At 68.8% G+C, this 21,285-nt stretch carries 22 protein-coding genes and 1 tRNA gene; 9 read left to right on the top strand and 14 right to left on the bottom strand.

Annotated features, from left to right (window positions below):
• Positions 1-72 precede the first annotated feature (72 nt).
• Complete coding sequence (locus A5648_RS04325) at positions 73-795, bottom strand: DUF1906 domain-containing protein (RefSeq protein ID WP_065023355.1); 723 nt, start codon at positions 793-795, stop codon at positions 73-75.
• A gap of 97 nt (positions 796-892) precedes the next feature.
• Between A5648_RS04325 and A5648_RS04320 the strand changes: the two genes are divergently transcribed.
• On the top strand, positions 893-2,149 hold the full coding sequence (locus A5648_RS04320) for an MFS transporter (protein WP_234787284.1): 1,257 nt from the start codon (positions 893-895) through the stop codon (positions 2,147-2,149).
• A gap of 4 nt (positions 2,150-2,153) precedes the next feature.
• On the opposite strand, the gene A5648_RS04315 is transcribed toward A5648_RS04320, so the two are convergent.
• Positions 2,154-2,525 carry a DUF732 domain-containing protein gene (locus A5648_RS04315; RefSeq protein WP_065023354.1) on the bottom strand — a complete coding sequence of 124 codons (372 nt, stop codon included), beginning with the start codon at positions 2,523-2,525 and terminating at the stop codon, positions 2,154-2,156.
• Positions 2,526-3,017: 492 nt separating this feature from the next.
• Between A5648_RS04315 and A5648_RS04310 the strand changes: the two genes are divergently transcribed.
• Positions 3,018-4,418, top strand: coding sequence for a hypothetical protein (locus A5648_RS04310; protein WP_065023353.1), 1,401 nt, complete (start codon positions 3,018-3,020; stop codon positions 4,416-4,418).
• A 144-nt stretch (positions 4,419-4,562) separates the two neighbouring features.
• On the opposite strand, the gene A5648_RS04305 is transcribed toward A5648_RS04310, so the two are convergent.
• Positions 4,563-4,646: transfer RNA gene (locus A5648_RS04305), tRNA-Leu, on the bottom strand.
• Positions 4,647-4,718: 72 nt separating this feature from the next.
• Positions 4,719-5,285: a dihydrofolate reductase family protein gene (locus A5648_RS04300; protein ID WP_065023367.1), complete on the bottom strand. Its 567-nt coding sequence runs from the start codon at positions 5,283-5,285 to the stop codon at positions 4,719-4,721.
• Positions 5,286-5,393: 108 nt separating this feature from the next.
• Here A5648_RS04300 and A5648_RS04295 point away from each other — a divergent pair, with 108 nt between their 5' ends.
• Both A5648_RS04295 and A5648_RS04290 read left to right on the top strand, forming a co-directional pair.
• Complete coding sequence (locus tag A5648_RS04295; protein ID WP_207511594.1) at positions 5,394-5,768, top strand: hypothetical protein; 375 nt, start codon at positions 5,394-5,396, stop codon at positions 5,766-5,768.
• Complete coding sequence (locus A5648_RS04290; RefSeq protein ID WP_065023351.1) at positions 5,765-6,106, top strand: DUF3817 domain-containing protein; 342 nt, start codon at positions 5,765-5,767, stop codon at positions 6,104-6,106. The genes A5648_RS04295 and A5648_RS04290 overlap by 4 nt, the downstream gene beginning before the upstream one ends.
• Before the next feature lie 36 nt (positions 6,107-6,142).
• On the opposite strand, the gene A5648_RS04285 is transcribed toward A5648_RS04290, so the two are convergent.
• The 8 genes from A5648_RS04285 to clpS all read right to left on the bottom strand — a co-directional run bounded on the left by A5648_RS04285 (position 6,143) and on the right by clpS (position 11,891).
• Positions 6,143-6,754, bottom strand: a complete 612-nt coding sequence (locus tag A5648_RS04285; RefSeq protein WP_065023350.1) for a non-canonical purine NTP pyrophosphatase — start codon at positions 6,752-6,754, stop codon at positions 6,143-6,145.
• Positions 6,747-7,529 carry a ribonuclease PH gene (gene rph / locus A5648_RS04280; RefSeq protein ID WP_065023349.1) on the bottom strand — a complete coding sequence of 261 codons (783 nt, stop codon included), beginning with the start codon at positions 7,527-7,529 and terminating at the stop codon, positions 6,747-6,749. The genes A5648_RS04285 and rph overlap by 8 nt, the downstream gene beginning before the upstream one ends.
• A gap of 28 nt (positions 7,530-7,557) precedes the next feature.
• Positions 7,558-8,334, bottom strand: coding sequence for a cyclic nucleotide-degrading phosphodiesterase (locus A5648_RS04275; protein WP_065023348.1), 777 nt, complete (start codon positions 8,332-8,334; stop codon positions 7,558-7,560).
• Positions 8,335-8,418: 84 nt separating this feature from the next.
• The gene (gene murI, locus A5648_RS04270; protein WP_065023347.1) at positions 8,419-9,219 is read right to left on the bottom strand and encodes a glutamate racemase; all 801 of its coding nucleotides are present in this window, start codon (positions 9,217-9,219) and stop codon (positions 8,419-8,421) included.
• On the bottom strand, positions 9,216-9,872 hold the full coding sequence (locus A5648_RS04265) for a rhomboid family intramembrane serine protease (RefSeq protein ID WP_428844307.1): 657 nt from the start codon (positions 9,870-9,872) through the stop codon (positions 9,216-9,218). Before A5648_RS04265 ends, murI begins: the two co-directional genes overlap by 4 nt.
• 1 nt (position 9,873) lies before the next feature.
• Positions 9,874-10,935: a P1 family peptidase gene (locus tag A5648_RS04260; RefSeq protein ID WP_065023365.1), complete on the bottom strand. Its 1,062-nt coding sequence runs from the start codon at positions 10,933-10,935 to the stop codon at positions 9,874-9,876.
• Between the two features lie 5 nt (positions 10,936-10,940).
• A complete protein-coding gene (locus A5648_RS04255; protein ID WP_065023346.1) occupies positions 10,941-11,546 on the bottom strand; it encodes a DUF2017 domain-containing protein in 606 nt (201 codons plus the stop codon).
• 30 nt (positions 11,547-11,576) lie between these two features.
• The gene (gene clpS, locus A5648_RS04250; protein ID WP_065023345.1) at positions 11,577-11,891 is read right to left on the bottom strand and encodes an ATP-dependent Clp protease adapter ClpS; all 315 of its coding nucleotides are present in this window, start codon (positions 11,889-11,891) and stop codon (positions 11,577-11,579) included.
• 55 nt (positions 11,892-11,946) lie between these two features.
• Here clpS and A5648_RS04245 point away from each other — a divergent pair, with 55 nt between their 5' ends.
• Positions 11,947-13,245 (top strand): nicotinate phosphoribosyltransferase, encoded by a 1,299-nt coding sequence (locus A5648_RS04245; protein WP_109470678.1) that lies wholly within the window; start codon positions 11,947-11,949, stop codon positions 13,243-13,245.
• Positions 13,246-13,254: 9 nt separating this feature from the next.
• Here A5648_RS04245 and A5648_RS04240 read toward each other — a convergent pair whose 3' ends face one another.
• Positions 13,255-13,521: a YdeI/OmpD-associated family protein gene (locus tag A5648_RS04240; protein WP_064853413.1), complete on the bottom strand. Its 267-nt coding sequence runs from the start codon at positions 13,519-13,521 to the stop codon at positions 13,255-13,257.
• Between the two features lie 72 nt (positions 13,522-13,593).
• On the opposite strand from A5648_RS04240, the gene A5648_RS04235 reads away from it, so the two are divergent.
• From A5648_RS04235 to A5648_RS04225, 3 genes are read left to right on the top strand one after another with little or no spacing between them, the layout of a single operon-like run.
• Positions 13,594-13,968, top strand: coding sequence for a nuclear transport factor 2 family protein (locus A5648_RS04235; protein ID WP_065023344.1), 375 nt, complete (start codon positions 13,594-13,596; stop codon positions 13,966-13,968).
• Between the two features lie 20 nt (positions 13,969-13,988).
• On the top strand, positions 13,989-15,965 hold the full coding sequence (locus tag A5648_RS04230) for an ATP-dependent DNA helicase (protein ID WP_065023363.1): 1,977 nt from the start codon (positions 13,989-13,991) through the stop codon (positions 15,963-15,965).
• Positions 15,966-15,985: 20 nt separating this feature from the next.
• Positions 15,986-17,434 carry a neutral zinc metallopeptidase gene (locus tag A5648_RS04225; protein WP_065023343.1) on the top strand — a complete coding sequence of 483 codons (1,449 nt, stop codon included), beginning with the start codon at positions 15,986-15,988 and terminating at the stop codon, positions 17,432-17,434.
• Between the two features lie 72 nt (positions 17,435-17,506).
• On the opposite strand, the gene glgP is transcribed toward A5648_RS04225, so the two are convergent.
• Positions 17,507-20,086, bottom strand: coding sequence for an alpha-glucan family phosphorylase (gene glgP / locus A5648_RS04220; RefSeq protein ID WP_065023342.1), 2,580 nt, complete (start codon positions 20,084-20,086; stop codon positions 17,507-17,509).
• A 184-nt stretch (positions 20,087-20,270) separates the two neighbouring features.
• On the opposite strand from glgP, the gene A5648_RS04215 reads away from it, so the two are divergent.
• The coding region (locus tag A5648_RS04215) for a maltotransferase domain-containing protein (RefSeq protein WP_275080637.1) at positions 20,271-21,285 on the top strand (1,015 nt) is incomplete at its 3' end.

Below are 21,285 nucleotides of genomic sequence, written 5' to 3'. Positions count from 1 at the left end.
GCGAAACAATGTCGCCGTGGACAGCCGATGTCGCAGTGTCCACCGGGCGCCGTGATCCCCGCCACCCGCGGGTCAGGCCCACTGGCCGAACTGGGGCGTGCGGATCTCGTTGACATCCACCCCGACGTTGCCGACCTTGCGCTTGTCGATCTCGACCTGATGCAGGTTGGCCGCCGGGTGCGCGACACCGCCGGGCGAGCCCCAGTTGTGCTGCCAGAAGCATGAACCCAGGCCGTCTTGCACCGCCCACTCGATCGTCGTGGAGTTGGCGTACACACCCATGCGTTCAGGCCCGATCACCGACTCCCAGCCGCGCAGGTAAGGGGCCACCTGCGCCTGGTACTGCTCGTAGGAGGGGTTGTCGTCGATCGAGGCGTAGATCGGAGCGCTGTCCGGGCCGCCCGCCGCGGCATGCAGTTGCAATCCCCGCCGGGCGTGCTCGACGCCGGCCGCCTGGCCGCCTAGCCAGTCGGCGGTCGCCTGCTTGCCGTACTGGTAGCAGGAGACGATCTTGAGGCCGTTCTGGTTCAGGTCATGCGCTTCGGCCGGCTGCATCGGCTTGCCGAGCATCCAGTCGGCGCCGGGGCGGCGGTCGGAGACGTAGCGGATGGCGCCGAGCGCACCGGCCGCCCGGATCTCCTCGGCGGACAGCACCCCGGCCGCGTAGTCCAGCAGGATGCCCAGCGGAGCCGCCTTAGCGGTCGCGGCCACCAGCGCCGACGCCGCGGCGCCGAGAGCGACCGCAGCCGGGGCGGTTGCGGCAAGTTTGAGCACGTCGCGCCGGGAAATCAACACGCGCCAAAGGATACGGGAGACACCCGCCGCTCACGGGAGGCTGAGCACCGCAGGGCAGGATGGGCGGGTGGCACAGGTGCGGAGGTCGAGTCGCTGGATGCGTCCCTGGATCGTGTGGGGCACCGGCCTGTTGTCCTACGTGGTTGCGGTGCTGGACCGCACCACCTTTGGGGTGTCCGGGTTGGACGCTGCCGACCGGTTCAGCACCGGTCCGGGCGCGCTGTCGTCGTTCGTGATCCTGCAGCTCATCGTTTACGCCTCCATGCAGATTCCGGCCGGAGTGCTGCTGGACCGCTTCGGCCCCAAGGCGATGATCGCCAGCGGCGTCGCGGTGCTCTCCGCCGCACAGTTGACGCTGTCGCTGACCCATTCGCTGCCCGTCGCGGTCGGCGCATACGGCGTCGTCGGCCTGGGCGACGCGTTCGTGTTCATCTCGGTCATCCGGCTGCTGCCCAATTGGTTTGCACCCGAGCGTGTTCCGTTGCTGACCCAACTGACCGGGATCTGCGGCCAGTTCGGGCAGCTGCTTTCGGCGGTGCCATTCCTGGCGATTCTGCTGCACGGCGGCTGGACGGCGGCTTACCTCTCGGCAGCCGCCCTGGGTGTGCTGGCCGTCGCACTGACCCTCGCCTTGTGCCGGGACGCCCCGGCCGGGACGCCGGTCGCCGTACAACCGAGGACGTTTCGTGCGGTATTCGGTGACGTCAAGACGGTCTGGTCCCGGCCCGGCACCAAACTGGGGTTCTTCACCCACCTGGGCACACCGTTCTCGGCGAACGTCTTCGCGCTGATGTGGGGCGTGCCCTACCTGACCACCGCCCAGGGGCTTTCGCGCGGCGTGGCCGGTGCGTTGCTGACGCTGTCGGTGGCAACCTTCGTCGTGGTGGGGCTGCTGACCGGAACCCTGTCGGCGCGCCGGCCTCAACACCGGACGGGGCTGGTGCTGGCGATGATCGCGCTGACCGCCGCGATCTGGGCGGTGCTGCTGACGCTGCCCTCCCCCGCACCGCACTGGCTGCTGGTGGTGCTGATCGTGGTGATCTCGGCGGGCCAGCCGGTGTCGATCTTGGCCTTCGACTTCGCCCGCACCTACAACCCGCCCGCCGCGTTGGGCACCGCGCAGGGCATGGTCAACACCGGCGGTTTCATCGCCACGCTGCTGATCATGCAGGCGATGGGGATCGTCATCGCGATGGCCGGCGGTTTTTCGTTCTCGGCCTTCCGGCTGGCCTGGACCGTCCAATACGTGATCTGGGCGGTCGCCGCCGTGGGCGTGGTAGTCAACGCGCGCAAGGCACAGCACTCCGACACGCTGGGTGAGGCGCCCACCCCGGTCGTCGCTGCCGAGCGCTGACCGTTCAGACGGTCGATCGATACGGGTCCGGAGACTGCGGACAGTAGGCCTGCCGAGCCGCCGTGATGATGGCGTGCGCCTTATCAGGCGACACTTCCAGATTCGCGATCACCGAGATCGGCACCAGCCGCGGGGAACTGCCCAGCGCCGAACAGACCGCATGGCCCTCCTGCACCAGCAGATCCCGCAGCGAGGAGCATTTGATGCTGCCACAGACCTGCTTGTCGTAGTCAGGGTGCAGCCCCTCTTGCTCCAGGTCGGTGAAGAACACCTGGTCGTCATTGCTGAGTGGGTCGGCGAATGCCGCGGGAACAGGTGCTGTGGCAAAGCCGGCCAGTACCGCACCGAGCGCCGTTGCGAAGAGTTGTTTTTTCATCACACCGCACCAATCCGAGAAGGACTAATACACCCATTCTGGCACCGGCGGACGTTCGGGAGGGCGAAGTCGAGCAGTCGGCCGCCGGTTATCGACGCCCGATCTGGCGGGCAGCGGCGGGTTAGCTGGCAAGGCGTCGAAAGTGCCTCCTCGCGCGCCCTCGGCGAACGAACAAAACCCCAGGTCGAAAGCGGTGCCAAAACTTGACGCGGAGGTAAATATCAAGCCTCCATATTTATTAGCTAGCTGGCATTGCCCTATCAGCAACCCCGGCTATCGTCCGTTTCGCGCTATTCAGCTCGGTGGATCCTCGACGATGCGGCCACGCCACCGGGCGTGGTGTGCCAACGGGGGGAAGACATGGCAATTGCAGTACACCGTCGCCGGTATCCGCAGACCGGCTTGATAGTCGTTGCGGCAAGCGCCGTGGTCGTCGCTCAGGCCGCAGCGGTCCAGCCGTTGCCAGCGGGAACGTCGATTATCGACCGAGCCGTGCGCCTGGTAGCCGGCGACTCCATCCTCAACGTGCCCTTCAACTTGTTCCAAGACCTCTTCAACATTCCGGCCAACGAAGTCGCCGCCACTAATGTGCTGGCGGATTCCTTCTTCTTCACCGGCACCTGGTGGACGCCGAGCGCCACGAACCTGTGGGGCGAGGACCCCGGCGACCCGGGGCATTTCATGGCCATCTTCGACTTCCTGTTTCCGTTCGCCCCGCAGGTCTCCGGTCTGGACCAGCCCGAAATCGATCCGACCTTGCTGGCGAACGGGACCGCGGGCCTGGGGCAGCAGTTCGCCATGCTGGCGGCGGCCGAACTTCCGGTCAGCGCATCGTGCGACGCGGTGCAATGCGCGCCGCTGGTGCCGACGGACCCGATCACCGGTCTTACCGCGCTGGACAGGCTGATCGACTTCGAGAAGGTGTTCACGAACTTTCCCAACGCCGACAACCAATTAGGACTTTTCAGCCACTGGTTGAAGGTGCCGTTGCAGCAGCTGCTCACCGGATACCAGTTCCCGTCCACCCCCGCCGACACCGCCAACCCGACGGCAGCCGGAATCGCGGACCCCTCGGCGGGTGTCGGCCCGGGCGGTTCGGTTCCGGGCGCCCCACTGGATGCGGTACCCGGCAGCGAGGCTCAGCCCGGCTTCGGTTTCCCGGGCACTACAACCGGACCTGACGGTGCGAACTTGATGCCCTGGGCGGGAACCGATGTCCAACTCAATCCGCTCGGGCCGTTCGAGCAGTGGTTCCAGAGCCTGGAGGCACCGGTCGACCTGAACGGCTTCCAGCTCGTCGGCCCGGACGACGTGGGTCAGGCGCTGAAGGCCCTGGCCGCCGGAATGGTCGTGGACTTCAACCCGTTCACCCCGGGCAGTCCGCTGTGCCCGGAGCTTTGCGACCAGTCCCCGTTCGCGCCGCCCTTCGGCGTGACCACGGCGGACCTGGTTCAGTCGATCCAGAACATCGGGCCGCCCAATCCGCTCATCAGCGAGTGGCTGAGCCTCAACAGCTCAGGCCTGGCGAACGCGCCGACACCGGAGCAGATCGACGCCACCGTGGCCGGTCTACAGACCGGGTGGTTCACCTTGAGCCCGGACACCGAAAATCAGATCGTTGATTACCTCGACGACATCAACCCCAACTTGGCAAAGCTCCTGGTCAACTCGGGACTGATGACCGACCCGGCTTACCTGGGGCCGTGGGCCGGAACCGGAGGCCCGGACAGCGGCGTCGATGTTCCCACGGTGCCGAGCGACCTGGGCGGATTGGACCAGACGCAGATCTGGCCCGACCTGCTCGGTGTCGTCGACCCTACGGGGAGCCTGTCCAATGACCTCTCCGATTTCTGGGCTTCGCTCTCGAGCATCTGGGACGGCTTCGGACTGTAAGCGGGTAAGCCCGCGTCGAGATTGCGTACACGCAGGAAAAATTCGTGTTTTCCCTGCGTGTTTACACTCTCGCGGGCTGGCTTGGAAAACCGCGACCCTAAAGCCGGGGCGATCTGTCGCTTATGCCGCGACTCATCACATTTGTGCGGGCGGAGGGACTCGAACCCTCACGCTCTTTCGAGCAATGGCACCTAAAGCCATCGTGTATGCCAGTTTCACCACGCCCGCAAGCGCGCCCATATTACCGCCCTGACGGCCCCCGGAAAGTTCGGCGGCACGCGCCGGTCAGCGGAGGACCGATCAGCCGTGTTGCGCCTCATAGCGCAGTAGGACGGTGCCGCCGGGGAAGGTGCGGTTCTCCAACAGTCGCAGCGAGATCCATGACGGCAGGGTCGGGAAGAACGGGGTGCCACCGCCGACGGCGGTGGGTGCGACCACGATGCGGTATTCGTCGACCAGTCCGGCCTGCACGATCGGGGCGGCCAGCGTCGCGCCGGCCACCTCCAGGTTCCCGTCGGTTTCGGCCTTCAGCTTCCTCACCACCTCGACCGGGTCGCCACGTTCCAGCTGGGCGTTCCAGTCGACGGACTCCAAGGTGCGCGAGAACACCACCTTGGGCATGCCGCGCCAGATGCGAGCGAAGTCGGCGATCAGCGGGGTGGCATCCGGGGCCTTGTCGGCGGTCGGCCAATACGCGGACATCAGCTCGTAGAGGCGGCGGCCGTAGAACGACAGCGCGGTCTCGCGCTCGAAGTCGTTCCAGTACTGGTGCAGTTCGTCGCTTGGACGGGACCAGTCGATGCTGCCGTGGGCGTCCGCGATGTACCCGTCCACCGACACGTTGAAGCCATAGATGAGTTTGCCCATGCCCATCAGACTGCACTGGAGGGCAGAACTGATAGCGACGCACCCACGAGATGTTGTGCGGCGACAAGTCCTGACGGCGCCTCGGCCAGCGCACGGTACCGTCAAGGGGTGTCCACTACACGGCGTCGGAGACCGGCACTGATCGTGCTGGTGATCGTCGCCGCCTGCGCCTGCCTGGCGCTGGGCTGGTGGCAATGGACCCGGTTCCAGGAGGTCAACGGCACCTTCCAGAACCTCGGCTACGCCCTGCAGTGGCCGCTGTTCGCCTGGTTCTGCGTCTACGCCTACCGCAAATTCGTCCGCTATGAAGAAGCACCGCCCGAGCCGCACCCGGCCGACACGGTGACCGAGATACCGGCCGAGCTGCTGCCCGAGCGGCCCGCGCCCGCCGCCGCACCCAGCGACGACCCCGCACTCCGGGAGTACAACGCCTACCTGGCCGAGCTCACCGAGAACGAACGAAAGAACAGGAATCCCGCATGACCGAGACACCCGCCCAGGCCGCTCCCGCGGAGAAGGTCCGCAGCGCACTGCTGCCCTACCGGGTCATGGCGTGGGCGACCGGTGTCTGGCTGATCGCGCTCTGCTACGAGGTGTTCGTGCGCTACGTGGTCAAGGTGGACAACCCACCCACTTGGATCGGCGTGGTGCACGGCTGGGTGTACTTCGTCTATCTGCTGGCCACGTTCAATCTGGCGGTCAAGGTGCGCTGGCCGCTGCCCAAGACCATCGGGATCCTGTTGGCCGGCACCATTCCGCTGCTGGGCATCATCGTCGAGCACTTCCAGAGCCGAAACATCAAGAGCCAGTTCAACCTCTGAGGCGCGCACGTACTTCGGCGGGGAGACCGGCACGGCTCAGCTCACAAGCTGCCGCAACGCCGGTAGCAGCAGCGCCAATGCACGGCCGCGGTGCGACGCGGCGTCTTTCTCCGCCGGGCTCAGTTGCGCCGCAGTGCGAACATCACCGGCGGGCACGAACACCGGGTCGTAGCCGAATCCCCCGTCGCCGCTCGGTTCTTCGGCGATGCTGCCCGGCCATTCGCCACGCACCACCACCTCGTGGTCAGGGCCGCTACCCCAGACCAGTGCGCACGCCGATACGAACGCCGCGCCGCGCCGGCCGTCGGGAACGTCACGCAGGTGGGCCAGCAGCAAGGCGGTGTTGGCGCCGTCATTGCCGTGCTCACCCGACCAGCGCGCCGACAGCACCCCCGGCATGCCGTTGAGCGCATCGACGCTGAGGCCCGAATCGTCTGCTAGACAGGGCAACCCGGTCGCCTTATAGCCGTCTCGCGCCTTGGCCAGGGCGTTGCCCTCGAAGGTCACCGCGGTTTCGGGCGCTTCGGGGTACGGCGCCACCTCGTCCAGCGAGATCGGGTGCAGGCCCGACACACCGGCGCGTTCGAGCACCCGGCTCAGTTCAGCCAGCTTCTTGCGGTTGCGGCTGGCGACCAGAATGTCAGTCAGCGCCGAAAGCCTTCTTCTTCGCCGGCCCCTCCGGCAGCACCCCCGGATATGGCAACGTCAACGCTTCGCGCTGCACCACGAACAACTTCTCGCAGGCGGCCAGTGCCGCGTCGAGCATCTTGTCCAGCGTCGAACGCGGGAACGTCGCTCCCTCCCCGGTGCCCTGGATCTCCACCAGGGTTCCGGTGTCGGTGGCGACGACGTTCATGTCGACCTCGGCGCGGGCGTCCTCTTCATACGGGAGATCGACGCGGACCCGGCCGTCGACGACCCCGACGCTGACCGCCGAGATGGCGCACGACAGCGGGCGCGGATCCGACAGCTTGCCGGCGGCCGACAGGTAGGTGACCGCGTCGGCGAGCGCCACATAGGCGCCGGTGATCGCCGCGGTGCGGGTGCCGCCGTCGGCCTGCAGCACATCGCAGTCGATCGCGATGGTGTTCTCCCCCAGCGCCGCCAGGTCGATACAGGCGCGCAGCGAGCGGCCGACCAGCCGGCTGATCTCCTGGGTGCGCCCACCGAGGCGGCCCTTGACCGATTCGCGGTCGGAGCGGGTATGCGTGGCGGCGGGCAGCATGGCGTACTCGGCGGTCAGCCAACCCCGCCCGGAGCCTTTCCGCCAGCGCGGCACGCCTTCGGTGGCACTGGCCGTGCACATGACCCGGGTGTTGCCGAATTCGACCAGCACCGACCCGGCCGGGTTCGAGGTGAACCCGCGGGTGATGACGACCGGGCGCAGCTCATCGTCGAGGCGACCGTCTTCTCGTTTGGACACCCGACCACCCTAGTGGTGATCGCGCGGGTCAACCCCGCTGGATGTCGAAACTCTCGTCGCACACCACCGCGTGCACCGGCCCGTCGAACTCGGCCTTGGCCTCGCCGATCACGTCCTCGCGGGAGGTCCAGGGCGGGATATGGGTCAGCAGCAGCTGGCCGACGCCGGCGGAGGCGGCAATGCGGCCGGCCTCGGTGCCGGACAGATGCAGGTTCGGCGGGCGGTTGGCCTCATGGGTCCAGGACGCCTCACACAAGAACACATCGGCTCCGCGGGCCAACTCGATCACTCCGTCGCAGTAGCCGGTGTCGCCGCTGTAGACCAGGGTCGCGCCGGAAGCGTCGCTGATCCGCATGCCGAACGACTCGGTCGGGTGACACACCAGCCGGGGCTTCACCGTGACCGATCCCAACTCGACCGGCTCGTCGTCCACCCAGGTGTGGACATCGAAGATGTCGGTGATGTCGTCGATCTCGCCGCCGTACGGCGACGACGCGGCCCCCATCCGCGACCAGGTGTCGCTGGGCCCGTAGATGAAGCCCTTGGCGAACGGCTGGGTTGCCACCGACGGGTGGTAGCGGCGCCAGACGAACAGTCCCGGCAGGTCCAGGCAGTGGTCGGCGTGCAGATGCGACAGCAGTACGCACACCGCACCGGGATCGACATGCCGCTGGAGCGCGCCGAGTACCCCGCCCCCGAAGTCGATGACCAGCGGCGGGGTGTCCGGAGCCTGCAACAGGTAACCCGATGCCGGCGAGTCCGGACCCACCACACTGCCGGAGCAGCCGAGCACGGTGAGTCGCACGTTCCCTACTGTGCCATGTTCGCCGCAGCGATGACCAAGACACGAGCGCTTTGCCCGCTATTCGTCATCGAAATCACGGTCTGGCTAACTCAGCGGAGCGTGACGACGGACGGCGCCGACGCCGGTGATCGCCGGGCCCAGAAATCGGGTGGCCAGTGCGGCGAACGCCGCCGGGTCACCGGTCGCCTCGAACACCCTGGTGGCAGGGGCCTCCCCGTGCGGGCGCAGCAGATCGAGTTCGGTGAGCACCCGCAGCAGCTCCTTGGCGGTCTCCTCGGCGCTGGACACCAACGTCACCTGCTCGCCCATCGCCAGCTGGATCAACCCCGACAGCAGCGGGTAGTGGGTGCAGCCCAGCACCAGGGTGTCGACCCCGGCGCGCTGCAGCGGCTCCAGGTATCCCTCGGCCAGCCCGAGCACCTGCCGGCCGCTGGTGATGCCACGCTCGACGAAGTCGACGAAGCGCGGGCAGGCCACCGCGGTGATCTCAGTGTCGCGCGCGGCGGCGAACGCGTCCTGGTAGGCGTGGCTGGTGATGGTCGCGCTGGTGCCGATCACGCCGATCCGGCCGTTGCGGGTGGTGGCCACCGCCCGGCGCACCGCCGGCAGGATCACCTCCACGACCGGCACGTCGTAGCGTTCCCGGGCATCGCGCAGGCACGCCGCCGAGGCGGTGTTGCAGGCGATCACCAATGCCTTGACCCCGCGCTCGACCAGATCGTCGCCGATGGCCAGGGCGTGTGCGCGCACCTCAGGGATGGTCAACGGGCCGTAGGGTCCGTTGCCGGTGTCGCCAACGTAGACGAAGTCCTCGTCGGGCAGCTGGTCGATGATCGAGCGGGCGACGGTCAGGCCGCCGACCCCGGAGTCGAAGATCCCGATCACGCCGAAACCGCCCGCCGGCGTTCACGGGCTTTGCGCTCGGGGCCCGAAAGCAGATACGCGGCCGCCACCCCGGCGATCGCCCCGCATAGGTGCCCCTGCCAGGACACGCCGCCGCAGACATTCAGCACCGGCACCGCCCCCCACAGAATCCCGCCGTAGAGCACCAGCACCACCAGCCCGACCAGAATCTGCCAGATTCTGCGCGTGAACAGCCCGAACACCACCAGGAAGGCCAGCCAGCCGAAGATCAGGCCGGAGGCGCCGATGTGGTCAGTGGGCCCGCACGACGACCCGACGTTGCCGATCAGCCAGGTGCCCAACCCGCCGAACACCCACACGATGGCGGTAGCGAGCAGAAACCGGGACTGCCCGGCCAACGTCACCAGGAAGCCCAGCACCAGCGCCGGACCGGTGTTGGCCAGCAGATGGCCCCAGTTGGCGTGCAGCAACGGTGCGAACAGCACCCCCCACAGGCCGTCGGTCTCCAAGGGCCGGATGCCGTTGCGGTCCAGCCGGTGGCCGCCGACCTGATCAACGGCCTCGATGAGGTAGAGCAGCGCGACGAATCCCACGACGGTGGCCCCGCCGGTGCGCCAAGCGAACTTCTTGTCGGGCCGCGGCGCAGGCGTGGCGCCGGCTCGCGAAGTCACCACGTCACAACCTTCCGGTGGGCTTGTTGGCGAATGCCCCCGGCAACGTGCCCCGGTAGGTCGGTATTCCGGCCACCGGATCGGCGGCCAGCAACCCGACCAGCACCGCACGCGCCAGGCAGTCCGCCGCAGCGGCGCCGACCGCCGTGACCAGCCCGGTCTCCTGCGACATCGCGGCCGGAGTTCCTGGCAACGGCGGAACCTCGACGGCCCCGGTCGCCAACGCGAACACCGTGTCGCCGTCCACCGGAGTATGGGAGGGCCGGATGGTGCGAGCCAGCCCGTCCTGGGCGGCGATCGCCACCCGCCGGCAGCCGGCCGGGCTGAGCGCGGCGTCGGTGGCCACCACCGCGAGGGTGGTGTTGAGCGCGAGGGATTTGGGCTCCAGCCCGGCGAGCACCGCCAGCTGTTCGGACGGCGGGGCGGTCAGGCCGAATTCCTCGACGAGGGGCGCCGACCAGGGCAACCCGGTGGTGGCGTCGATGACCTCGCCGGTGGGGTTCACCACGACCAGCGCGCCGACCGTGACGGTGTGGTCCTCGAGTTCCAGCGTCGCCGACGCGGTGCCCACCCCGCCTTTGAACACCCCGGCCCGTGCCCCGACTCCCGCGCCCACACTGCCGACGGCCGGGCTGTCGCCGGCGGGACCGGCTGCTGCCGCCGCGGCGGCATAGCCGAACTCGGCGGTGGGTCGCCGGTCCCAGCCGCCGACCGGCAGGTCGAAGATGACGGCGGCCGGCACGATCGGCACCACGCCGCCGTCCAGCGCCACCCCGCGGCCCTGCTCCTCCAGCCAGGTCATCACGCCGTCGGCGGTCGCCAGCCCGTAGGCACTCCCGCCGGAGAGCACGACCGCATCCACCCAGCGCACGCTGTTGGCCGGGTCCAGCAGATCGGTCTCCCGGCTTCCGGGCGCCCCACCGCGACAGTCGACGGCACCGACGGTCCCGGGCGGCGCCAGCACGACGGTGACCCCACTGGCCCAGCCCGACCCGAGCGTCGCATCTGGATCGAGCCGCTGGTGGTGGCCCACCCGGATGCCGGGAACATCGGTGAGCGAACCCAAATTCGTCATCGGCCGGACCGTCCCATCAATGCGACCACCAGGTATTCCTGCAGCACCGTGAGCCATTGATAGACGCTGAGCTGGCCCGCCATCGGATCACCCGGTGCCAGCCGGTCCGGGGGCCCGTCGGGGCCGATCTGCAGCATGGTGCCCAGCGCCAGCCGGATGTCGTTGACCGCCGCGATCCAGGCGTTGGCCTGTTCCTCGGTCAGCTCGAAGCGTCCGGCCTTCTGCGGGAGCGAGTCCAGGAGCTGTTGTGCGGCATTACGTTTCGCGTCGATGATCTCCGGCTCGTGCAGGCTGCGCAACGCCGCGTTCAAGCCTTCCGCGTCGACTGCGGCGTCGTCGGCCGAGGCGACTTCACCCGAGCCGCCGGAACGGTAGAAGTCCGGCAGCAGCCGTCGGGTGGTGGCGTCCTCGGGCGGCTTGGTGTTGCCCGTCCTCATCCCGGTTATCTGTTCGAGTTCGTCGATTGGAGAAGCGGATTCACGCTCCTCGAGCATGCCGACGATCGAACCGACCAGGTTCCGCAGCAGCGCAGCCTCATGCAGCGCCAGCGCGGACCGGAAGCGGGGGCCGTCGTCGGTGTCAACCCGCTTCCACTTGTGCACGGTGAGGCCCGTTTCCCTTCGGTTGACGTCTCAGCGGTCCTGCTGCATGGTCGCCCATAATCCGGCGGCATGCAGTTTGGACACGTCGATCTCCATCGACTCGCGGCTTCCCGCCGACACCACGGCCTTGCCCTCGTGGTGCACCTGCAGCATCAGCTTGGTCGCGTGCGGCTCGCTGTAACCGAACAGCTTCTGAAAGATGTAGGTCACGTAGGTCATCAGGTTGACCGGGTCGTCCCAGACGATGGTCACCCAGGGCGAGGCGGTCTCCTCGACCGGGTCAGCGTGCCGCTGGCCGGTGCCCTGCGGTTTCACCGGGGTGGACGTCGCTGCTGACGTGGCCATAGCGCTCAGGATACCGAGCCGAGGTGGGATCGAGTACAGCCGATACGGTTGGCGGGTGGACTCCTCGGCCCGACGCGGCGGGCTGCTCACCGACAAGTACGAGCTGACCATGCTGGCCGCGGCGCTGCGCGACGGCACTGCTGGGCGGCGGACCAGCTTCGAGTTGTTCGCCCGCCGGCTCCCCGAGGGCCGCCGCTACGGGGTGGTGGCCGGCACCGACCGGTTCCTGGCGGCGCTGACCGCGTTCGGCTTCGACGACACCGCGCTGCACCTGCTCTCGGCGTTCCTGGACCCGAAGACCTTGAACTGCCTGGCCGATTTCCGCTTCCGCGGCGACGTCGACGGCTACCCCGAAGGCGAGTTGTACTTCGCCGGGTCGCCGGTGCTCACCGTGCACGGCAGCTTCGCCGAGTGCATCGTCCTGGAGACGCTGCTGCTGTCGATTCTGAACCACGACACCGCGATCGCCTCGGCGGCCGCCCGAATGGTCAGCGCGGCCGATGACCGGCCGCTGATCGAGATGGGCTCACGGCGCACGCACGAGCACGCCGCCGTCGCCGCGGCGCGGGCCGCCTACCTGGCGGGGTTCGCCGGCACGTCGAATCTGGAGGCGCACCGCAGCTTCGGTGTGCCGGTGCTGGGCACCAGCGCGCACGCGTTCACCCTGCTGCACTCCGGTGCTGAGGGCGAATTGGCGGCGTTCCGCTCCCAGGTCGCCGCGCAGGGGGTCGACACCACGCTGTTGGTGGACACCTACGACGTCAGCACCGGGGTGGCCAATGCCGTGGAGGCGGCCGGCCCGCGGCTCGGTGCGGTCCGGATCGACTCCGGTGAGCTGGCGGTGTTAGCTCATCAGGTCCGCGACCAGCTGGACCGGTTGGGCGCCACCGCCACCAAGATCGTGGTCTCCGGTGATCTCGACGAGTTCGCCATCGCGGCGTTGCGGGCCGCTCCGGTGGACAGTTACGGCGTCGGCACCGCGCTGGTGACCGGATCGGGTGCGCCGGCGGCGGGATTCGTCTACAAGCTGGTCGAGGTCGATGGTGTCGCGGTGCACAAGCGCAGCGCCGACAAGACCTCGGCAGGCGGGCGCAAACAGGCCCTGCGGGTGTCCCGTCCCAGCGGCACCCTGGTCGAGGAGGTGGTCCACCCGGCCGACCACCCACCGGCGGATTCCGGCCGGGTACTGACCGTTCCGCTGGTCCGCGGCGGCGACGTGGTGGCCGATACCGGAGCGACAGCGCTGGCCGCGGCGCGGGAGCGGGTGGCTTCCGGGCTGCGCAGCCTGCCGTGGGAGGGACTGAAGCTGGCGCACGGCGAGCCGGCGATCCCGACCCGGCTGATTCTCCGGTGAGGTTTTCGGCTACTTGCCGTTGCGTTCGCGGTGCTTGCACCCGGGCCAGCAACAGGGACGCCGCATGCCCTCCTCCAGCTCCTCGCGGGTCCGGCGGATCCGGCGCTCGCGGGTTTTGGCCTGCTTGGCGTCCTCGACCCAGCAGATGAACTCGTTGCGCGCCAAGGGCGTAATGTCCTGCCAGGCCGCCAACGCAGTCGGACTGACGAGCAGCCCCTCGCGCAAGTCCGCCGGCAACTCGTGTACCGCTCCGCCTGGCAAACGCTGGCTGGTCATCGCCTCAGGGTAATGCGAACCGGACGGAAAATTGGTGGGGCTGCGCGCGGTCGTGTCGCTACAGTTCGCGGGATGAAGCTCGATGCCGCGGCGTTCAGCCGCCAGTGGGTGCGCGCCTGGAACGCCCACGACGTGGAGGCGGTGCTCGCGCACTTCCACGAGGATGTGCTGTTCACCTCGCCGGTGGCCGCCCAGATGTTTCCCGAGACGGCGGGCGTGATCCGCGGCAAGCCCGCACTGCGCCGCTACTGGACCCAGGCCTTGGAGCGACTGACGAATCTGCATTTCGTCGTCGAAGCCGTCTCTCGGGGCATCGACACCATCGTCATCACCTACCGCAACCAGAACGACGGCCTCGTCAACGAGGTGTTGCGCTTCGACGGGGACGGCCGGGTCATCGAAGGCCACGGAACGTATCTCGTCACCGAGCCGGGCGACGTGGCCTGACGGGCTACCGTGTGCACACCATGGCTGACCCCTCCGTACCCGAGCTGCTCGCCGCCGCGGTAGCCGCCCTGGGCGGCAGTGAACGCGACGGTCAGGTACGCATGGCCGAGGCGGTCGCCCGGGCCTTCGACAGCGGCGAACACCTGGCGGTGCAGGCCGGCACCGGCACCGGCAAGTCGCTGGCCTATCTGGTTCCGGCGATCGCCCGCGCCGTGACCGACGACCACCCGGTGGTGGTGTCGACCGCGACGATCGCGCTGCAGCGCCAGCTCGTCGACCGCGACCTGCCGCGCCTGGCCGACGCCCTGGAAGGTGTGCTCTCCCGCCGACCGACCTTCGCGCTGCTGAAGGGACGACGGAATTACCTGTGCCTGAACAAGATCCATGCCGGGACCGAAGAATCCGACGATGCCCCGCAGGAGGAACTGTTCGAACCGTTCGCGGCCGGTGCGTTGGGCCGCGACGTCCAGCGCCTCACCGCCTGGGCGCAGACCACCGACTCCGGCGACCGCGATGACCTCAAACCCGGTGTGCCCGAGCGGTCCTGGTCTCAGGTCAGCGTGTCGGCGCGCGAGTGCGTCGGCGCCGCCCGCTGCCAGTTCGGCATCGACTGCTTCGCCGAGCGGGCCCGCGCCGTCGCCGCCGAGGCCGATGTCGTCGTCACCAATCACGCCCTGCTGGCGATCGACGCGATCTCGGAGACCAACGTGCTGCCCGAGCACGACCTGCTGGTGGTCGACGAGGCACACGAACTGGTGGACCGGGTGACGTCGGTGGCTACCGGTGAGCTGACCGCGGCCACGCTCAGTGTCGCGGTGCGCCGAATCACCCGGCTGGTCTCCCCGGAACTGGTGCAGCGCCTCGATGCCGCAGCCCTGACGTTCGGCTCGGCGATTCACGACGGCACGCCGGGGCGGATGGATCACCTCGACGACGAGCTCGCGACCTATCTGGCCGCGCTGCGCGATGCCGCCGGCGCGGTGCGCTCGGCGATTGATACCGCCCCGTCGGATCCCAAAGCGGCGTCTGCCCGCAAGGAGGCGGTCGCCGCGCTGTCTGAGATCGCCGACACTGCCGCACGGATTCTGACTTCCTTCGAACCGGCCATCCCCGAGCGCACCGACGTAGTGTGGCTCAGCCACGAAGACAACCGGGGATCGGTGCGTCCGGCGCTGCGGGTGGCGCCGCTGTCGGTGGCCGGGCTGTTGCGCGATCGGCTGTTCGCCCGGGCAACGACGGTGCTGACCTCGGCGACGTTGACCGTCGGCGGCACCTTCGATGCGATGGCCGGCGCCTGGGGTTTGACCCTCGGCTCGGGCCCCGAGACTCGCTGGCAGGGGCTGGATGTCGGCTCGCCGTTTGCGCACGCCAAGGCCGGCATCCTCTACGTGGCCGCGCACCTGCCGCCGCCCGGACGCGACGGCACTGGTACCGATGCGCAGCTCGACGAGGTCGCCGAGCTGATCGCCGCGGCCGGTGGGCGCACCCTGGGGCTGTTCTCCTCGATGCGGGCGGCGCGGGCCGCGGCCGAGGCGATGCGCGGGCGGCTGGACACCCCGGTGCTGTGCCAGGGCGACGACACCACCGGCGCGCTGGTCGAGCAATTCGCCGCCGACGCCGAGACGTCGCTCTTCGGCACGTTGTCGCTGTGGCAGGGCGTCGACGTACCCGGACCGTCACTGTCTTTGGTGCTCATCGACCGCATCCCGTTCCCGCGGCCCGATGACCCGCTGCTGACCGCCCGGCAGCGCGCGATCAGTGCCCGCGGCGGCAACGGTTTCATGGCGGTCGCCGCCAACCACGCCGCGCTGTTGCTGGCCCAGGGTGCCGGCCGGTTGCTGCGCAGCGTCGATGACCGGGGCGTGGTGGCGGTGCTGGACTCGCGGATGGCGACGGCGCGCTACGCCGGTTACCTGCGGGCATCGCTGCCGCCGTTCTGGGCGACGACCGACACCGGCAAAGTCCGGCTGGCGCTGCAGCGCCTTCGGGACGGTTGAGCGCACTATCGTGTTAGCGCATGCGACCCGCCCGCCAATGGCACCGTGCTCTCGCCACCGCCTGCACGCTGATGCTTTTGGTGAGCGGCTGCGCCCATCTGGTGGACGGCAAGCCGGTGTCGATCTTCGCCGACCCGTTCCGGGTGGGCGGCCTGCAGGCGGTCGACGGGCCCACCGGGCTGCGGCCCGATGCCCCGCCGCCGAGCCGCGAGGTCGCGGGCACCGACGGCGGCCGCATCGACCAGCTCGCCACTCAGTCGGTCAGCGATCTCGAGGCGTTCTGGGCGATCAGTTATCCCAACACCTTCGACGGCGACTTCAAACCGGTGAAATCCCTGCTCTCCTGGGATCCCGGGCAGCTCCGCGGAACGTTCTGCAAGAGTAGGACTTTCCTGCTGGTCAACGCCGCCTACTGCTATCTGGACGACACCATCGGGTGGGATCGCCGGCTGCTGTTGCCCGCGCTGCGCAGCGCCTACGGCGACATGGCGATCACCATGGTGCTCGCCCACGAGTACGGTCACGCGATCGCCCGGGCGGCCGGAATCACCAAGCGGCGCCAGACACCGACGCTGGTGGCAGAGCAGCAGGCCGACTGTCTGGCCGGGGTCTACCTGCGCTGGGTGGCCCAAGGCGACTCGCCCCGCTTCACGCTCAGCACCGGGGACGGGCTGAACGGTGTCCTGGCCGCGATGCTGGCGCTGCGCGACCCGCTGCTGAATCCCGGCGAGACCGTCGGCAGCAACGAGCACGGCTCGGCTTTCGAACGGATCTCGGCGTTCCAGTTCGGGTTCACCGATGGCGCCGGGTCGTGCAAGGCCATCGACGAAAGGGAGATCGAGCAGCGCCGCGGCGATCTGCCCATTCAGCTGCAGCAGAACGAGACCGGTGAGGTGCCGGTCAGCGAGGATTCGGTGCGGCTCATCGTCGATGCGATGAACATCGCGTTCACCCCGGCCGAGCCGCCGCAACTCGCGTTCGACGCCGCCACCGCGTCCTCGTGCGCCGATGCCCGCCCGAGCCGGCCGGCGTCGTACTGCCCGGCGACCAACACCATCGCCGTCGACTTGCCGGCCCTCCAGGCCATGGGCACCCCCAGCAAGGACCAGAAATTGGCGACGCTGTCCGGCGACAACACCGCCTATTCGGTGCTGATGTCGCGGTACCTGCAGGCGGTTCAGGTCGAGCACGGCGGCCTGGTACTCGACAACGCCGCCGCCGCGCTGCGCACCGCATGCCTGACCGGGGTGGCCACCACCAGACTCTCGCAGGGGATCACCACCTCCAACGGCGCCACCATCGCACTGACCGCGGGCGATCTCGACGAAGCCGTCGCCGGCCTGCTCACCAACGGTCTGGCCGCGGGCGACGTCAACGGTGAATCGGTGCCCGCCGGCTTCTCTCGCATCGACGCCTACCGGACCGGGGTGCTCGGCGACTTCGACCGCTGCCTGCAGCGCTTCCCGTAAATCCCCAACGGCGAACAGACACGAAAGCCCCCAAAAAGTGGCGTTTTTGGGGACTTTCGTGTCTGCTCGCGGCTAGGTGGCCAGCGTGACCAGACCCAGCTCGGCGTCGCCGGACAGCAACGGATGGCTCGGCAGCACTCGCACGGTGTAGCCCACCGCGCCGGCAACCGGTAGCGGCGTCGTCGTCGAGAACACTTCGGTGCCATCGCCGCCGCTGCGCTCGTGCGCCATGACCACGGTGGCCGGTTCGAGCAGGCTGTCACCAGAATCCAACCGGCCCAGCACGGCCTGCACCGTCACCTCGTCAGGTGCCAGACCGGCCAACCGAACCGTGGCGGTCAGCGTCAGCTCCGAACCCAGCAGCGGGGTGTCGGGCAGCCCGGTGCTGTCGACGTCGGTGATCGCGATCCGCGGCCAGGCGCGCTCCACGCGTCTGCGGTAGTCGGCCAGCCGTCGAGCCGCGCCGTACGGCACGCCGTCGATCGGTTCGCAGGTACGCCGCATCGACCGGGCCGCGGGGGCGTAGCACTGCTCGACGTAGTCGCGCACCATCCGCGAGGCCAGTACATTCGGCCCGAGCGTCTGCAGCGTGTGGTGCACCATCTCGATCCAGCGCGGCGGCACGCCACGTTCGTCGCGGTCGTAGAACCTCGGCACCACCGACTGCGCCAGCAGGTCATAGAGCGCCGCGGCCTCCAAATCATCGCGGCGGTTCTCATCGGCCACCCCGTCGGCGGTCGGTATCGCCCAGCCGTTCTCCCCGTCGAACCACTCGTCCCACCAGCCGTCACGGATGGACAGGTTCAGCCCGCCATTGAGCGCACTCTTCATCCCCGACGTGCCGCAGGCCTCCAGCGGCCGCAGCGGGTTGTTCAGCCACACATCGCATCCGGCGTAGAGCCGTCGCGCCATCGACATGTCGTAGTCGGGCAGGAATGCGACGCGATGGCGTACTTCGGGGCGGTCGGCGAAGCGCACCACCTGCTGAATCAGCGCCTTGCCCTCATCGTCGGCCGGGTGGGACTTGCCGGCGACGATCAGCTGGACCGGCCGCTGCTCGTCGAGCAGTAGCCGCTCCAATCGGTCGGGGTCGCGCAGCATCAACGTCAACCGCTTGTAGGTCGGCACCCGGCGGGCGAATCCGATGGTCAATACCCCGGGGTCGAACGCCGTTGCAATCCAGCCCAATTCGGCTTCCGAGGCGCCGCGTTCCAGGCCGGACCGCAGCAACCGCAGCCTGACCTCATCGACGAGCAACGACCGCAGCTGGGAGCGAATCGACCACAGCTCAACGGGATCGACTTCTTGAAGACGCTGCCAGGCCGCCGGCTCGCTGAACGAATCCGTCGCGGCCAGGCCGCGGCTGAGCTGCAACCAGGGCGGAGCCGCCCAACTGGGCGCGTGCACCCCGTTGGTGATCGAGCCGATCGGCACCTCGCCGGCGTCGAAACCGGGCCACAGCCCATTGAACATCGCCCGGCTGACCCGGCCGTGCAGACGCGAGACGCCGTTGGCCCGCTGGGCCAGCCGCAGACCCATGTGGGCCATGTTGAACGTGCCGGAATCGTCTTCAGCGCCCAGCTCGATGATCCGCTCGACCGGCACCCCGGCCGCCAGCGCGTCGCCGTCGAAGTAGCGCCGCACCATGTCGACCGGAAACCGGTCGATTCCGGCCGGCACCGGGGTGTGGGTGGTGAACACTGTCGACGAACGCACCACTGCCAGCGCGGTGTCGAAATCGAGGCGTTGTTCGGCGATCAGCTCACGGATGCGTTCGATCCCGAGGAATCCGGCGTGGCCCTCGTTCATGTGGAACACCTCGGGTGCGGGCATGCCGTCGAGCGCGGTGAACGCCCGGATCGCCCGCATTCCGCCGATCCCGGCCAGGATCTCCTGATGGATCCGGTGCTCCTGGTCGCCGCCGTACAACCGGTCGGTGACCCCGCGCAGCTGGTGCTCGTTCTCGCCGATGTCGGAGTCCAGCAGCAACAGCGGTACCCGGCCGACCTGTGCGACCCAGATCCGCGCACGCAACCGGCCTACCCCGGGCAGCGCGACCTCGATCAGCGCCGGGTTGCCCGCCGCATCTGCCAGCAGCCGCAACGGCAGCCCCTGCGGGTCCAGCGACGGATAGGTCTCACGTTGCCAGCCGTCGGCGGTCAGTGATTGGCGGAAATATCCCGAGCGGTAGTAGAGCCCGACCGCGATCAACGGCACGCCCAGATCGGACGCCGATTTCAGGTGATCCCCGGCCAGGATCCCCAGGCCTCCGGAGTAGTTGGGCAGGGCTTCGGCGACGCCGAACTCCATCGAGAAGTACGCGATGGCGGCGGGTAACGGCGCGCCGCTGTCCTGCTGGTGCTGATACCACCGGGGCTGCGTCAGGTACTCGGTGAGGTCGGCCGACAGGGCGTCGAGACGGCCGGTGAAAGCCTCGTCGGCGGCGAGCTCGTCCAGCCGATTCGGACTCACTGCGCCCAGCAGCGCCACCGGGTCCCGGCCGCATCGGGCCCACAGTGCCGGGTCGATGGCGGCGAACAACTCCTGCGTCGACTGATCCCACGACCAGCGCAGGTTCATCGACAGTTGCCCAAGTGCTCGCAGTCGGTCGGGAAGGTGCGCACGAACGGTGAACCGGCGGAGTGCTTTCACACGTCACAACCTTACGGCGGTTCAGCGAGGCTCGCCGGAGTTGGCCCGAAGGGTCGGCGGAGGCGAGGCGAAGCTGGGACCGCCGCAGAGGACCTGACGATTCGGTTGCGAACCGGCCGCTTCGTGCAGGTCGGCGAAGGCAGCCCACTACCGTGGGCACAGACAAGCCCCCACGACGAACGGAGTGTGCGTGCCTGGTCGTGTCGTGGTCGACGACGTCGAACCGGTCGTCTCGTGCGGCCGCTACCCGGCCAAGGCCGTGGTCGGCGAGACAGTGCCGGTGAAGGCCACCGTGTGGCGGGAAGGTCACGACGCGGTCGCCGCGACCCTGGTGGTGCGCCACCTCGGACAACGCTATCCACAGCCCGGGGAACCGCCGATGAGTTCGCCCGCGTGCGGCGCCGCGCCGGTACACATCCCGATGGCGACCGGCTTCGACGCCTATGTGTTCCACGCCCACTTCAGTCCCGACGCCGTCGGGTTGTGGACCTTCCGCGTCGAGGGCTGGGGCGACCCGGTGCAGAGCTGGCGAAGCGCGGTCACCGCCAAGCTCGACGCCGGCCAGAGCGAAGCGGAGCTCTCCAACGACCTGCTGGTCGGCGCCGAGTTGTTCGAGCGCGCCGCGACTGGCATACCGCCCGACCAGCGCCGGCCGGTGCAAGCGGCCGCTGCCGCACTGCGCACCCCCGGCGATCCGATGCACCGGGCGGCCCCCGCTCTCTCGACGGAGGTCGAGGATTTGCTGAACCGCCACCCCTTGCGGGAGCTGGTGACCCACGGCAAGGACCACCAGATGTGGGTGGATCGGCCGCTGGCCCGCCGCGGCGCCTGGTACGAGATGTTCCCGCGCTCGACCGGCGGATGGGATCCCGACGGCCGCCCGGTGCACGGAACATTCGCCACCGCGGCGGCGGCGCTGCCGCGGATCGCCGAGATGGGCTTCGACGTGGTGTATCTGCCGCCGATCCACCCGATCGGCCAGGTGCACCGCAAGGGCCGCAACAACTCCGCGACCGCAGAGCCCGGTGACGTCGGTTCGCCGTGGGCCATCGGTAGCGCCGAGGGCGGCCACGATGCGGTGCACCCAGATCTGGGCACCATCGACGACTTCGACGCTTTCGTCGCCGCCGCCCGCCAGCTGGACCTCGAGGTCGCTCTGGACCTGGCGCTGCAGTGCGCGCCTGATCACCCGTGGGCCA

The organism is Mycolicibacter sinensis (assembly GCF_001673565.1).
Lineage (GTDB): Bacteria > Actinomycetota > Actinomycetes > Mycobacteriales > Mycobacteriaceae > Mycobacterium > Mycobacterium sinense_C.
The sequence above is the reverse complement of the archived record's forward strand: the minus strand, read 5'-3'. Positions and strand labels throughout refer to the sequence as shown.

Bases quoted from the DNA above. Each gene is read 5' to 3' on its own strand.
- A5648_RS04320 (WP_234787284.1), top strand. From the start codon at position 893: ATGCGTCCCTGGATCGTGTGGGGCACCGGCCTGTTGTCCTACGTGGTT.
- A5648_RS04315 (WP_065023354.1), bottom strand. From the start codon at position 2,525: ATGAAAAAACAACTCTTCGCAACGGCGCTCGGTGCGGTACTGGCCGGC.
- A5648_RS04300 (WP_065023367.1), bottom strand. From the start codon at position 5,285: ATGGGCAAACTCATCTATGGCTTCAACGTGTCGGTGGACGGGTACATC.
- A5648_RS04290 (WP_065023351.1), top strand. From the start codon at position 5,765: ATGACCGAGACACCCGCCCAGGCCGCTCCCGCGGAGAAGGTCCGCAGC.
- clpS (WP_065023345.1), bottom strand. From the start codon at position 11,891: ATGGCCACGTCAGCAGCGACGTCCACCCCGGTGAAACCGCAGGGCACC.
- A5648_RS04240 (WP_064853413.1), bottom strand. From the start codon at position 13,521: ATGACCAGCCAGCGTTTGCCAGGCGGAGCGGTACACGAGTTGCCGGCG.
- A5648_RS04235 (WP_065023344.1), top strand. From the start codon at position 13,594: ATGAAGCTCGATGCCGCGGCGTTCAGCCGCCAGTGGGTGCGCGCCTGG.
- A5648_RS04230 (WP_065023363.1), top strand. From the start codon at position 13,989: ATGGCTGACCCCTCCGTACCCGAGCTGCTCGCCGCCGCGGTAGCCGCC.
- A5648_RS04225 (WP_065023343.1), top strand. From the start codon at position 15,986: ATGCGACCCGCCCGCCAATGGCACCGTGCTCTCGCCACCGCCTGCACG.